Here is a 14,045-nt window from a genome sequence, read left to right as displayed (position 1 = left end):
ATCCGATCACTCACCTTTAGCCAACCCTGAAAAAAATTTCGAACGCGATGTTCTCTCCCCTTGCAGACTCGACAGCCATTTTCCGTAGCGCAGATTTCGCCAGGAAAAGTGGCTGTATTAGCGGGTTTGAAACAGCACCGGCCACGGTATAAAGCCAGCCTTGCCTTAATCGCACCCACGCCACGTCGAAGGTGCCGAGCGTTGTCCCCAGGAGTGCCGCATGAACCCCTCAACCCTGATCGGTATGCTCGCCAGTCTCTTGCTGCTGGCCGTTCTATTGGTGTTTTCCGCGCAGCAACCCGGGCTGTTCATTGATATACCGAGCCTGGGCATTGTGGTGGTCGGCACGTTTGCCGCGACCTTCATCAGCTATCCGCTGAGCGAAGTGCTGCGAATCTTCAGCCTCATCAAAACGGTGATCCGCAACGAGCGCGAGTACACCCAGGAAGACATCAATGAACTGGTCAGCCTGTCGCGCCTGTGGATCGACGGCGACTTGCGAGCCGTTGAAGGAGCACTGGATCAGGTCAAGAATCCTTTCCTGCGTTGCGGCGTACAACTGGTCATAGACAAGACACCGGAAGACGACATCCTTGAACTGCTGCAATGGCGCATTTCAAGACTGCGCGCCAAGGAACAGGCCGAGGCGCAACTGTTTCGGGTCATGGCCAGCTACGCCCCGGCCTTCGGCATGCTGGGCACACTGGTGGGATTGGTGAACCTCATGTTTGTGCTCGGCGACGGCGACATGATCACCATTGGCAGGCAAATGGCCGTCGGCCTCATGACCACCCTTTACGGCGTGCTGCTGGCCAACCTGGTGTTCAAACCGGTCGCGGTCAAACTCGAGCGCCGCACTGAACAGCGGGTGGTGCTGATGAACATGATCCTGCAGGGCATTTCCATGATGTCCAATAAGCGCAGCCCGGGCCTGATGCGTGAAACGCTGAAATCCTTCGTCGCCCAACATCAGAACGAACTGCGTGACGCCCCTCCTCGCCTGAGCCGCAAGCGAATGCCCATCAAGTGGAACCTGCGAACATGAGTGCGTTCAATGGCTACGCTTCGGGAAACGTTGTGACCGATCATCAGCACTGGCTGGCTCGTCACCGGGCCCTTGAAATAGAGCTTATGCAGGCTCGGCAGAGTCATCGTGGCCTGAAACGGCAAACCGCAGCAGCGGCAGCGATTGCCAATGCCTCGGAGGACACCGAGAGCGACGCCTGGATGATGACCTACCTGGACATGATGACGCTGTTGCTGGTAGTCACCATGGCCATGCTGGCCATGGCCGGCAGGGGTCATGACCACCCACACCAAGGCGACTTCAACCTGAGCCAGATTTTCAACGCAAAAGAACTGACCCGACTGGATCCGCCCGGGGCATTGTTGCTCGCGCCGCAGGCCAAGACAGCGGTCGAACCAAAACCGGAACCCACGCCAGAACCCATAACCGCGACTGAAGCCGTAGCCCCGGACCTGGTCGCCTCAGTCGCCACGACGATCGAGGTGCCAGCCCCTGAGCCCGCCACTGTAATCCCTGCGCCCCCGGCTCCGGTCAAACCCAGTGTTGAGGATCTGCTCAATGAACTGCCGCTGGACAAGCTGGGCAGCGATATTGAAGTGGTCGCCAGCGAAAGCGCCGTCAGCTTCCGGATCAGCAGTGAGATCATCTTTCCCTCCGGCCAGTCTGACCTGAACCTCGGCGGTCTGAGAGTCCTGCAACAGCTGATACCGATACTCGAAAGCGTCCCACACAAAGTCATCGTCGCCGGCCACACCGACACACAGGACATCCGCAGCTCACGCTTCCCCTCCAACTGGGAACTCTCCAGCGCCCGCGCCGGCAGCGTCGTGCGCTACCTGCAGAGCAACGGCATCAGCAGCGACCGCCTTACCGCAGTCGGCTATGCAGACACCCGTCCCTTAGGCGACAACTCAACAACCCAAGGTCGCGCGCGCAACCGTCGAGTGGAGTTCATTCTGGAGCGCTAGGATGATGTCCTCGTTGCGGTAACCGGCGAGCAGGCAATATATCGATTGCCAGATATGCACTTGGCCTGGCACAGCAGCGCTACAGCACGCTGCGTCATCAATTCCCAGACATTGGACCGCTCGGGCGTTTTACATCGCGTTTGTTTTGCCTGGGCGAACCAGGGCTCGCCAGGCGGCTCGCTTGAGGTACCCGGTGGGTACGCAGCAACAAACCGATTTCCTGCGCGCTGACCGCTTTGCTGAAAAAGTACCCCTGGATTTCATCGCAGCCGTTATCACGCAAGAAGCTTTGCTGTTCCTGGGTTTCGACACCTTCGGCAATGACCTTGAGGTTCAGCTTGTGCCCCAACGAAATCACGGCGGTGGCGATGGCTTTGTCGTTCTCGTTGTCGGGCAGATCGCGCACGAACGACTGGTCGATCTTGAGTCTGGCGATCGGGAAACTTTTCAGTGCGGCGAGGCTGGAATAGCCAGTGCCGAAGTCGTCGATCGAGAGGCTGATCCCCATGGCTTGCAGGGCCTTCATTTTGCTGATGGCTTGCTGAAGGTCTTGCATGATCAGGCTTTCGGTCAGTTCCAGCTCGAGGTACATCGGGTCCAGGCCGGTTTCCTGCAAGGCATGCATCACCCGGTCGATCAGGTCCCTTTCGATGAACTGTCGGGCGGAAATGTTCACCGACATGGTGATCGGCGGCCAACCGGCATCCTGCCACGCCTTGTTCTGTCTGCAGGCGGTATGAATCACCCAGTCGCCGATGGGCACGATCAACCCGGTCTCTTCGGCCTGGGGAATGAATTTGATGGGAGAGACCATGCCCAGCTCGGGATGCTGCCAGCGGATCAATGCCTCCACGCCGATGATCTGGCCTGACTGCAAATCCACTTGTGGCTGGTACAGCAGCAGGAACTCGTCGTTATTGAGTGCGCTTCGCAGCCCGTCCTGCATGGCGAGCTTGCCCTGGACCTTGTTATTCATCTCGCTCGTGTAGAACTGGAAGCTGTTGCGCCCCAGCTCCTTGGCCCGATACATGGCGGCGTCAGCATTGCTGAGCAGCGTGTCGGTATCCGTGCCGTCGGCCGGGTAAGTGGACAACCCCATGCTGCAGGTGACATGGAGCGTATGGCCGCTGAGTTGAATCGGCCGCAGGATGGCTTCCTGGATTTTGTGCAGCACTGGCGTCACGCCGTCCAGGTCCGAGGGCTGGTCGAACAGGATGATCACAAACTCGTCGCCGCCCAGTCGCACGACCGTGTCGATACGCCGTACACACCCCAACATGCGCTGGGCGACGGTTTTCAGCAGTTCGTCCCCGGCACTGTGCCCAAGGCTGTCATTCACCAGTTTGAATTTGTCCAGGTCGAGAAACACCACGGTCACCAACCGGTTGTAGCGCTGGGCATATAGCATCGCCTGCTTGAGACGGTCTTCGAGCAGCGTGCGATTGGGCAGCCCGGTCAGGGCGTCATGATCGCCCATGAAGCGAATGCGCTTTTCGGTCAGTTGGCGTTCTATCGCAATGCCAGCAAGCGGTGTCGCCATGTCGATCAGTTGCGTCTCGGCCGCGCTGGGGCTGCGTACGGTGTTGGCATACAAGGCAAACGTACCCAGGACCTTGCGCTCATGGGACAGGATCGGCGTCGACCAGCAGGCGCGAAACCCATAGGGCGCAACGAGTGAACGGTACGCTTGCCACAGTGGATCCTGGTCGATGTCCGTGACGATGACCGGCTCTCGGCGATAGGCCGAGGTACCGCAGGAGCCGACGCTCGGACCGATCTCGATCCCGTCGATGAGTTCGCTATAGGCTTTCGGCAAACTGGGTGCAGCCCCGTGCAGCAGGTGCTTGCCCTCCTCGTCCAGCACCAGGATGGACACCTTCATGCCCTCCAGTTGGGACTCGACCAGGTGCGCCAGGCTGTCGAGCACCTCTGCAAGCTCGGTGCTCCTGGCGATCAGTTCCAGGACATGACCTTGTCCGGCCCGAACGATGGCCTCCTGCTCCAATCGGTCGTTTTGCACGGCGAGCCGCTCTGTGGCGATACTCAGTTGGGCCGTTCTTTTCTCCAGCTGAAGCCGGTCTTTGAGAAATTGATTCACCGCCCGCGCCATGTTGCCGATCTCGTCCTTCCCATGGTCGGCCATCAACAGATGCGTTTTGTCCGTGTGTTCCTGACGCAATTGCCGGCTTATTTCATTCAGGCGCACGAGCACATGGCGGCCCATGAAAACCCGGGTCACGAACCAGGCGAACACCAGGCTGGCGCCCAACATGATCAGCACCCATTGCTGGCTGCGATTGGAGGCCTCGACCAGGCGCTGCACCGCATCGCGATAGTCTTGGGTGTAGGCGTCCGATTGCGTACGGGCCAGCGCGACGAGGACCCCGGCCTCCTCATTGAGTTGCTCATTGAAGCGCTGCAGGACGTCCTGCTGATTGATGAGCGTCTGGCGCAGGGAAAAGAGATCCGGCGTCTGCACATCAGCGTCGGGTAAGATGCCTGCGGTGCGTGACAGGTGCTCGTAGCGGGTCCGCAGCCGTTGCACGGCCTCACTGTCGACCGCCTGCGGCAGATCGAAAAGCAGCACCGCCAGTTCGAGGCTGGCCCGGGTCTGGGTCGCCGTTAATCGGGCGGTTTGATCCTCCAGGGCCTGCTCGAAGCTGACTTCGGTTTGCAGTAGGCTTTCTCGTAACTGCGCAACGATGTTAGCGGTATTGCGGAACATCTGACTCGACTGATGCATGTCGAGTATCGCCACGCCACTGTTCGCGGCAGTCAGTTGCTGCACCCGTTGATCGAGGGCTTCAAGCTGTTCGACGGTCGCCGCATAGCTTGAACGCAGGATGTCTGGGGAACGGGTTGTCAGCAGCTGGTCGGTCTGGCGTTCGATCAGCAAGGTGCGCTGCACCATGTCTTGCCCATTTTGCATGCGGACCAGTCGTTCATCCGTCAGCTGACCAGTGGCGCTGTTTGAGGTGCGCAACGCGTAGACCGCCGTGGCGCCCGCTGCCAGGATCAGCAGCGCCAGCGTCAGGAACGCCAGGGTGAATTGTGCGCGCAGCGATTGTGGCAATAGCTGGCGTCCAAGCCGGGAAGTCATGTCCAACATCAGGGATTCCATTGGTGGCGATAGATGTCTCGATAGCCATTGTCAGGATCGTACTGGAATTTTTTCCCGCCATCGAAGGCGATATTGTCGGCATTGACCAAGTGAATCGGCGCGACGAAGCCGCTCACTGGTTGACCTGCAAACAATCGGTTCAATTCATCCATCACTTGCCAGCCATGCTGGTTGAGCGGCTCGGCCACAGTAACGGTCTGGTAGGTTTTTGCCTGTATGCGCAAGAAAGCCGAAGCGCTGCCGTCACCGGCAGACAACAGACTGATGCCGTCACTGGGTATGGCGGCGCTGGTCAGCGAGGCAATCGAGTAGTCGAAATAGATGTCGTTGATGGCCAACGTATGGGTCCAGCGCTTGCCATAGCGCTGAAGCAATTCTTTGGTGATCGCCGGCATCTTCTCGCCACTTTCGGAGATCGCCACATCGCGCACCTCCAGCAACGTACATTCACGACAGGCCCGAATGACGTCTTCCATGGCCTTGGCTTTCGCCATGGCAATGCTGTACTTGGAGTCGGTCAGGATGACCACGCCGGCGCGTCCGTCTGACTGCGCCACTGCCGCCATGGCCGTGAGGCGCGCCACTTCAAGCGGGTCGGTCGTGACGTTCATGGCCACCGGAGTGCCTTCAATCGGCCCGGGGCGCACCCCGGCGTGCCAGCCAACCACCGGCACCTCCTTGTTGGCGAAGAGCAGCAGCGCCGCCTTGTTCTCAAGGGCATCGGAGCCGCACAGGATGAGGCCGTCAGGCTTCGCGGCCAGGGCATCGGAAAAGGCTTTTGCGCGCCCGGCCGATGAGCCGGCACCATCGAATATCTTCAGCGTCCAGCCCAACGCGCTGGCGGCCTCACGGGCCCCCTGCGCGACGCCGACAATGCCTCCGTTACGCAAATCTTCTGCAACCAGCGCGATGCTCTTGCCCCGCTGGGCTTGCGGGCCGGATACCGGGCCGCTCCAGCGCACGGCGCCAAGGGAGGCCCTGGCAACGACTTCCTGCGCTTGAACCACTGTGACGGTGGCGTTTTCGAGACCCGCTGCGGTTGGCAGGTCCTGGCCGTACCCGGACGTTGCCGTGAAAAGACAGGAAATCGTTATTGAAGCCATTTGCAGCCGCCAGGACCTTCGTACCCTGGGCCCAATCGAACAGATTCGATCACCGCATGTGGTGCCGTGTCTGGGGCCGGTGGTGCGATCGAAGTCGGGCATGGCTTCCCTTTTTGCCAAGAATGCGGTGTTCCAAAAGGATAGCCGGTTCTGCTGACGTCCATGTAGCCCGGGTGACGCCAAGTTATTGGCGAAGTTAACGACGAGATAAAAATAAATTAATACAGTGACGGTTTCCCGACGCGCGGTATCCATGTGCCATTGCTGGGGCATTAAATCCAAGCTCATCATCGGTAGGCAACCCCGCTAAACGTTTGGGCCGCCGACCTGGACTACAGGATGTAATCAACCGCATCACTCAATGGAGCGACACCGAGATGATGACTGTCTATTTTGTTGTGATGACGATCTGCAGTGGCTTCGAAGGCTGTGTCGAGCAGCGACAACCAGGGCCAACCTTTGCTTCCAAGGCAATGTGCATGGAGACAACCAGAGTCATGGCGCCGCGCAAAGGGGTGAAGTTCAAGTGTCGCAAAGAACGTGTATTGGTGGTCAATGAGGCATCGCCAGTAGAAGGTTACGGCAAAATCGTCTCCACCAAGCCCACAGGCCAGCCTTAGTAATTAGAGCGGGCACGGCGCACCTAGAAGCAAGCTAAACAGCCCTGGACGCGGGCTGAAAAACTTCAGCTGAACGTGAGGGCGGCGTGCAACATCCGAACTTTGATCGTTGTACGCTCCTCACCCATTCCCAAGCATCTGCCACAACGACGCCCCCACCCCGGTAATGCTCTCCCCGGCAATCAACCCCGCCGCCGCGGTGATGGCGAAGCGTTCCGTGAGGCTCGGCCAGCGACAGTTCACCAGCCACGTCAGCACCGCACCGAGGGCCATCATCAGTGACACCGAGGCCGGCAGGACGAAGGCCAGGCCCAAGGCCGCCGTGCTTGGCAGGTAGCGAGCCCGATGCCCCGGTAGCAGGCTGTCGAGGACTCCCAACAACAAGCCGACCAGGCCACCGATGAAAATCGCCCAGCGAATGCTCGCTGACAAGGAATCCAGGCCCAGGGTCAAAGTTTGTGCCACGGCCTTCCAGGTGGCGACTGCCGGGGCTGGCCACTCTTCGGTGAGCAGCATGGTTTGCGGGTCGGGGATCAGGGCCAGGTAAGCCAACACACCGACGATGCTACCGACGAAAATCCCCAGGGTCTGGGCGATCAACTGCTTGCGCGGCGTAGCGCCAATCGCCCGGCCGACCTTGAAGTCGTTCATCAAGTCGGTGCACTGCCCGGCCGAACCGCCGGCGGTGTTGGCGCTCATCAGGTTGATCGGCACCTGCCCCGGCGCGACGATGCCAAAGCTCAACTGGGACAATTGCCCGATGGCCCCGATCGGTGGAATGCCCGTGGCGCCGACCACCCGGGCGGCCACCGCCGCCAGGCAGATCGCCAAGGGAATGGTCAACAGGGCCATCCATGGGTTGATGCCAAACAACAGCACTTGCAAGCTCACCACCAGGAAAATAGCCAGTACGAAACCAGCAGCAGGCCCAGGCTTGGGTATCGTCCAGATCGCCCCGCCGCCCGTCTTGGTGGACCTGTGCAATGCCCACAAGCGAATCGCCAACGAGACCAGGGTCGAGCAGACCATCAGGCTCACCCCCGGCCAGAGCAACCACTCCACCAGCGCCGCGAATTGCGGGCCGCTGCTGCCATCCGGCAACTGCACCAGGCCTTGCGCCAGCAGCCACGGCGCCAACCCGCCCCACGCCAGCAGGGCACCGAGCAGCAGGGTCAGGCCCACGCGAATACCGATGATCCCGCCGAACCCCACTAACAACAGCGAAGGGTCGGCGGTAAACGTCAGGCGCTCCAGTTGGGCGCTCGGAGACCAGCGCGGGATGGCCCACATGAAGGTGTCGAGCGCCTTGACCAGCCCGGACAGCAACGCGGCGCTGAGCAGCACCTTCAAGCGCGTCGCGGCTTCGTGACCATGGTTGTAGATGTGCAGCAATGTTTCCAGGGTCGCCATGCCCTCGGGAAATTTCAGTGCCTTGTCATTGAGCAGTGAGGGGCGCAGGTACCAGGCAATCCAGACCCCCAGGAAGCTCACCGAAAAGACCCAGGCCACCATGGGAATGGCGTCCAACTGCTGGCCGGTCAGCAAGGTATAGGCCGGGATGGGCGCGACCAGCCCACCGGAAATGATCGACGCAGCGGCAGAGGCCACGGTCTGGTTGATGTTGCTTTCGTGCAGCGTCCAGGGCAATCGACCCACCGACCGACTCGCCAGGCCTTGCCAGATGCCATAACCGATCAGCAAGGCAATGATCGACATATTGAACGACCAACCGATCTTCAACCCGGCATAGACATTGGAGGGTGTCAGCAGGATACCGAGGACGATGCCCGTACTGACCGCACGCGGGCTGAGCTCGCGTTCGACGGTGGCGTTCAAGGGGAATGTGGACGAGATTGGGTGCATGCGAATTCCTTATCGGCACTGAGACAGCGGCCAAATTCAGACTGACCCCTGTGGGAGCGAGCAAGCTCGCTCCCACAGGACCACTTAAAACGGCAACTTAATAAGTGAAAGCAGTATTGGCGCAAGGTTCACCTGACAGAGGCAAAACCGTGGAGCGTGCTCACCCGAGTCGTCCATCCATGGGCTGCGCTCGACTTATTTTTCCCCCTCGCAATTAACCATCCAGGCAATCCCGAAGCGGTCTTCAAACATGGCAAAGCGTTGCGCCCAAAAGGTCTTCTCCAAGGGCATGTAAACGCTGCCACCTGCACTCAAGCCATTGAACAGCCGCTCGGCCTCCTCCACGCTGTCGACATTGAGCGAGACCGACACGCCTTGCGGCTTGCGAAACGGCTGGCCTGGCGGGCAGTCGGAGGCCATGAGACTGAAAGCGCCGACGGTCAGGCAGGTGTGCAGGATCAGATTGGGATCCTTGGGCATCCCGGTTTCTTCAGGTGCCTCGGCAAAAGACATGGAAAACAGCTCGCCACCGAGTACCTCCTGATACAAGGCGAAGGCTTGCTTGCAGTGACCGTTGAAGGTCAGGTAAGGGATGATTCTCATGGTGGGGTCTCCTGTAATTGGCTTCACGATTGGCCGGACATCTGCGTCCGCAGGCGTTCTTCCTGCTCGCGCAATTCGGGAGTAAAGGACTCGCCGAACTCCTCGAGCTCGAAGATCTGGCGGATCTCGATTTCACTGTCGCTGACCATCGGGTTCGGGCAGCGCTTGACCCAATCGATGGCCTCCTGCAGTGACTGGACCTTGAAGATCCAGAAACCGGCGATCAGCTCCTTGGTTTCAGCAAAGGGCCCGTCGATCACCGTCCGGTCCTTGCCGGAAAACTGCACGCGTACGCCCTCGGCACTGGGGTGCAGGCCTTCACCGGCGAGCATCACCCCGGCCTTGACCAACGCTTCGTTGTAGGCGCCCATGGCGGCCAGCAATTGCTCGCTGGGCATTTCTCCGGCTTCCGATTCCGGACTGGCTTTGACGATCACCATAAATCGCATGCTCTGATCTCCTGAGAGTGGATGGATTAGGCCGTCCGTGTGGCGGCTCTATGGGTTAATCGAATGGCAATGGTCGAAATCGACAAGTCGACGCGATTATTTTTCGAGACGCCGTTGGCGGCCTGGGAGAGCTTAGCCTCCTCGCCATGAAGTCAAGAGCAGGTCGAAACTGCGGCATGACTATGCTCTTGGAACAGACACGTAACGGAGAATCCGTCCCCATGACCTCGAATCTTGCCGACATTTATAACCACTACCTTGCCTGCCTGAATGCACAGGATTGGCAAAACCTGGGCCTTTTTGTGCACCAGGAAGTGGTTCACAACGCGAGACGATTAGGGTTGCATGGCTATCAAAGCATGCTGGAAGCGAACTATCGGGACATTCCCGACTTGCGATTTGAAGTCGAATTCCTGGTGATCGACCCACCCAAGTTGGCGGCTCGCCTGGCATTCAATTGCACGCCGGCTGGGGAGTTCCTGGGGCTTGCGGTCAATGGCGCACGGATCGCCTTCACGGAAAACGTCTTCTACGCGTTCGAGGACGGCAGGATCCGCGAGGTCTGGTCGATTATCGACAAGCAAGCGATCGAAGCTCAGCTCCAATCAACGTAGCGGATGCTCCAGGCCGCGAATTGCAACGACCTGTGCATCGTGACTGCAGGCAGCAGCGTCACGGAGTTCTACCGGAAAACCAAATCCAACAAGCAATCATGCTCGACATCCATTGTTCGACGCAGCTCGAAGTGAGGAACCTGCCGAGCGCATAGTCTGTGAGCCACCTTGGAGGAGATGGCGATGACTCACACGCGCTTTTTTGGCAAGACCGTACTGACCTGCACGTTCGTCCTGGCGATGATCGGTTGGGGGATCGGCTTCTATGGGCCGCCGATCTATATGCAAGCGGTCATGGAGCGCACGGGTTGGCCGATTGCCCAGGTCTCGACTGCCGTGACCGTGCACTTTCTCAGCGGCACGATTGTCATCGCCAACCTGCCACGCCTTTACGCACGCTTCGGGATACCCGCCATCACCCTGCTGGGCTGCATCGTCCTGGGCATCGGCGTGAACATCTGGGCGCAAGCCAACCAGCTCTGGGTGTTGTATGCCGGCGCTGTCTGCTCGGGCATCGGTTGGGTGACATTGGGGGCTGCGGCCGTCAACAGTCTGATCGCCCCGTGGTATATCAAGGAAAGACCCAAGGCCCTGGGCAAGGCCTACAACGGCGCCAGCCTGGGTGGCGTGATCTTTTCACCGCTGTGGGTGTTGCTGATCGAGCGTTTCGGCTTTGCCACGGCCGCGCTGCTGATCAGCGTCGTCGCAGTGCTGCTCATAGGCGCGTTCGCCTTTCTGGTCTTCAACAAAAGCCCACAAAACCTGGGACAGCATCCCGACAATGCAGCCCCGCCGGAACCCGAGCGGGCCAACACCAGCGCCACGCCGTGGACCGCCATGCAGACGCTCAGGTCAGCCAGTTTCCGCAGCCTGGCAGCCGGCATGTCCTTGGGGCTGTTCGCCCAGATCGGCTTGATCGCGCACCTGTACTCGATCCTGGTGGGACGCATGGGGGCGCATGACGCCTCCTTCGCCATGGGTCTGGCCACTGCCAGTGCGATGGGCGGGCGATACGGCGCCGCACGCCTGATGATCCAAGGCATGAACCGCCGGCACCTGGCCTGCCTCGGGTATGCCATCCAGATGCTGGGCACGCTGATGCTTCTGGGCCTGGACCTTCACCCGACGATGGCCTGGGTAGCCGTGGTACTGATCGGTTCGGGCATTGGCAATGCCACCTCCTTGCCGCCACTGATTGCACAGAGCGAGTTCAGCCGAGAACAAACCGCCAAGGTGATCGCCCTGATGATCGCGATCAGCCAAGCCACCTACGCCTTCGCCCCGGCCTTTTTCGGCCTGGTCCGCACCCTCTTCACCGATCCGAATCACGCCATCGTCGCCGTCGTGACAGCAGCGGTCGTCGTGCAGGGGCTCGCTATTTGGTCGTTCTATCGGGGCGTGTCCGTTCGCAGCTTCAAGAAAACCGCTTGCTGGCAACGCGTCCCATAAAACACGCCTGGTCACTGCCCCACCCTGGCCCAGAAGGCTTCGGCAGATTGACTGAGTGGCGCCGATGGACGGGTCAGATGAATTTCCAGCGGTATATCCCAGCTTTCGTCGAGCGCTCTGACTAAGCGGCCATCCAGCATTTCCTGCTCGGTGAGGCTCTTGGGCAACCAGGCCACGCCTTTGCTTTCCAAGGCCATGGACATCAGCACCGCGGCAAGGTGGCTGCTGAAAAGTGGCTTGAGGTGAAGGTAATCTTCTTTGCCACGCAGCCTGTGGGCGACGATACGCCCCAATCCAGACTCATGGGTGTAAGCCAGGTATGGCAGTGCCGCAGGCGAGGTGCCGAAGTTGGCAGAAGCACTCGCCAGAGGAACGAGAACGTCTTCACCCACCTTCTTGCCGATGAACTGATCTGGGGCGAGCAAAGGTGGAACATCGGGATGGCGATGGCAGAGCAGAAACTGCACCTGGCCATGTATCAGCATCTGCTCACAGACAGCCATGCTATCGGAGTGCAGTTGCACAGCCTCGATGGGGGCACCGCTCTCCGAGCTTCGAAGCCACCTGGGAAAAAATGTGAACGACAGGGAATGCGTTGCCGCAAATTGAAGCGACCTGGCAGCCATCCCCGCAACCTCTTGAGCCTCGTTGCGCATTCTGTACAAGCGCCTGGCAGCCTCCTGAGCACTAGGCAAAATTTGCCTCCCGGCTTCAGTAAGCGTCGCGCCTTGAGGCGTTCGAACGAACAATTGCACCCCCATCCAACTCTCCAGCGAGCGCACTCTGCGACTGAATGCCGGCTGGGTAACGTGCCGCGCTTCAGCCGCCCGAACGAAGCTGCCGTACTCCGCAAGCGCTGAAAAATCCTCAAGCCAGACGAGTTCCAAGGGCCATGCCTCCTGTGCATAGGGTGCGGCATTAATAGCATTGGGCGGGTGACATCGCAAAGCATAACGTGGGGCTACAAACAACAAGAGGACCCCGTCATGCGCATCGTAGACATTCGTGAAAAAACTGTTTCCATTGCCTCCCCAATCGCTAACGCCTACATCGATTTTTCGAAAATGACCTGCTCGGTTGTCGCTGTCATCACGGATGTGATTCGCGACGGGAAGCCTGTCATCGGCTACGGATTCAATTCCAATGGCCGCTATGGCCAGGGCGCACTGATGCGTGATCGTTTCCTGGCGCGTATTACGGAAGCTGATCCAGACACACTCATCGACCATGCCAACAACAACCTGGACCCGTTCGCCATCTGGAAAACCCTGATGACCAACGAAAAGCCAGGCGGCCATGGCGAGCGCTCGGTTGCCGTCGGTACCATCGACATGGCTGTGTGGGATGCCGTCGCCAAGATTGAAGGCAAACCGTTGTATCGCCTGCTGGCCGACCGTTACCGTAACGGCGTGGCAGATGACAAGGTCTGGGTCTATGCAGCGGGCGGCTACTACTACCCTGGCAAAGACCAGACCAAGCTCAAAGCAGAAATGCAGAGCTATCTGGATCGTGGCTACGACGTCGTCAAGATGAAGATTGGTGCAGTGCCACTGGATGAAGATATCCGTCGCATCGAGGCGGTGCTTGAAGTGGTTGGCGACGGTCGTCGACTGGCGGTCGATGCGAATGGTCGTTTCGATCTTCAAACCGGTATTGCGTACGCTGAAGCTATCAAGAAATACAACCTCTTCTGGTACGAAGAGGTCGGCGATCCGCTGGATTACACACTCCAGGCTGAGCTTGCCAATCACTACGAACTGCCCATGGCCACCGGTGAAAACCTGTTCTCCCACCAGGATGCCCGCAACCTGCTGCGCCACGGCGGCATGCGCCCTGATCGCGACTACCTCCAGTTCGACTGCGCGCTGTCCTACGGGCTCGTGGAGTACATGCGCACCCTCAAGGTGATGGAAGACATGGGTTGGTCTTCTCGCCGCGTAGTGCCTCACGGTGGTCATCAGATGTCCCTGAACATCGCCGCGGGCCTGCACCTGGGCGGCAACGAATCGTACCCCGATGTGTTCCAGCCTTTTGGCGGCTTCGCCGACGGTATCCGCGTCGAAAATGGCTATGTCGGCCTGCCGGATATTCCAGGTGTCGGCTTCGAAGCCAAGTCCGCTCTGTATGCCGTCATGCGTGAGTTGGGCGAAGGCTGATCACCCTCTATCTGCGGTCTCTGTCAAAGAGGCCGCAACACCCGGTGTCCCCTCTCGACGCCAAGCCACAGC

12 protein-coding genes are annotated in these 14,045 nt (G+C 59.6%); 6 read left to right on the top strand and 6 right to left on the bottom strand.

Going from position 1 to position 14,045, the window contains the following annotated elements; translation table 11 throughout:
* Positions 1–220 precede the first annotated feature (220 nt).
* The gene (locus AC09SL_RS04370) at positions 221–1,045 is read left to right on the top strand and encodes a motility protein A (RefSeq protein ID WP_058546302.1); all 825 of its coding nucleotides are present in this window, start codon (positions 221–223) and stop codon (positions 1,043–1,045) included.
* On the top strand, positions 1,042–1,995 hold the full coding sequence (locus tag AC09SL_RS04365; protein WP_081264398.1) for an OmpA family protein: 954 nt from the start codon (positions 1,042–1,044) through the stop codon (positions 1,993–1,995). Before AC09SL_RS04370 ends, AC09SL_RS04365 begins: the two co-directional genes overlap by 4 nt.
* Positions 1,996–2,092: 97 nt before the next feature.
* On the opposite strand, the gene AC09SL_RS04360 is transcribed toward AC09SL_RS04365, so the two are convergent.
* Positions 2,093–5,116, bottom strand: a complete 3,024-nt coding sequence (locus AC09SL_RS04360) for an EAL domain-containing protein (protein ID WP_058546304.1) — start codon at positions 5,114–5,116, stop codon at positions 2,093–2,095.
* Positions 5,104–6,123, bottom strand: coding sequence for a substrate-binding domain-containing protein (locus AC09SL_RS04355; protein WP_058546305.1), 1,020 nt, complete (start codon positions 6,121–6,123; stop codon positions 5,104–5,106). The genes AC09SL_RS04360 and AC09SL_RS04355 overlap by 13 nt, the downstream gene beginning before the upstream one ends.
* A gap of 473 nt (positions 6,124–6,596) precedes the next feature.
* Here AC09SL_RS04355 and AC09SL_RS04350 point away from each other — a divergent pair, with 473 nt between their 5' ends.
* Positions 6,597–6,839, top strand: a complete 243-nt coding sequence (locus AC09SL_RS04350) for a hypothetical protein (protein ID WP_133247206.1) — start codon at positions 6,597–6,599, stop codon at positions 6,837–6,839.
* Positions 6,840–6,959: 120 nt separating this feature from the next.
* On the opposite strand, the gene AC09SL_RS04345 is transcribed toward AC09SL_RS04350, so the two are convergent.
* The 3 genes from AC09SL_RS04345 to AC09SL_RS04335 all read right to left on the bottom strand — a co-directional run bounded on the left by AC09SL_RS04345 (position 6,960) and on the right by AC09SL_RS04335 (position 9,754).
* On the bottom strand, positions 6,960–8,702 hold the full coding sequence (locus tag AC09SL_RS04345) for an OPT family oligopeptide transporter (protein ID WP_058546306.1): 1,743 nt from the start codon (positions 8,700–8,702) through the stop codon (positions 6,960–6,962).
* 195 nt (positions 8,703–8,897) lie between these two features.
* Positions 8,898–9,305, bottom strand: coding sequence for a VOC family protein (locus tag AC09SL_RS04340; protein WP_058546307.1), 408 nt, complete (start codon positions 9,303–9,305; stop codon positions 8,898–8,900).
* A gap of 23 nt (positions 9,306–9,328) precedes the next feature.
* Complete coding sequence (locus AC09SL_RS04335) at positions 9,329–9,754, bottom strand: YciI family protein (RefSeq protein ID WP_058546308.1); 426 nt, start codon at positions 9,752–9,754, stop codon at positions 9,329–9,331.
* Positions 9,755–9,975: 221 nt separating this feature from the next.
* On the opposite strand from AC09SL_RS04335, the gene AC09SL_RS04330 reads away from it, so the two are divergent.
* Both AC09SL_RS04330 and AC09SL_RS04325 read left to right on the top strand, forming a co-directional pair.
* Positions 9,976–10,368, top strand: a complete 393-nt coding sequence (locus tag AC09SL_RS04330) for an ester cyclase (protein WP_058546309.1) — start codon at positions 9,976–9,978, stop codon at positions 10,366–10,368.
* A gap of 183 nt (positions 10,369–10,551) precedes the next feature.
* Positions 10,552–11,817, top strand: a complete 1,266-nt coding sequence (locus AC09SL_RS04325; protein ID WP_058546310.1) for an MFS transporter — start codon at positions 10,552–10,554, stop codon at positions 11,815–11,817.
* An 11-nt stretch (positions 11,818–11,828) separates the two neighbouring features.
* On the opposite strand, the gene AC09SL_RS04320 is transcribed toward AC09SL_RS04325, so the two are convergent.
* Complete coding sequence (locus tag AC09SL_RS04320) at positions 11,829–12,704, bottom strand: LysR family transcriptional regulator (RefSeq protein ID WP_053187398.1); 876 nt, start codon at positions 12,702–12,704, stop codon at positions 11,829–11,831.
* Positions 12,705–12,803: 99 nt separating this feature from the next.
* Here AC09SL_RS04320 and AC09SL_RS04315 point away from each other — a divergent pair, with 99 nt between their 5' ends.
* On the top strand, positions 12,804–13,973 hold the full coding sequence (locus tag AC09SL_RS04315) for a mandelate racemase/muconate lactonizing enzyme family protein (RefSeq protein WP_058546311.1): 1,170 nt from the start codon (positions 12,804–12,806) through the stop codon (positions 13,971–13,973).
* Positions 13,974–14,045: the final 72 nt, after the last annotated feature.

It is taken from the genome of Pseudomonas sp. PF05, assembly GCF_056521845.1.
This window is presented reverse-complemented; position numbering and strand designations above follow the sequence as displayed.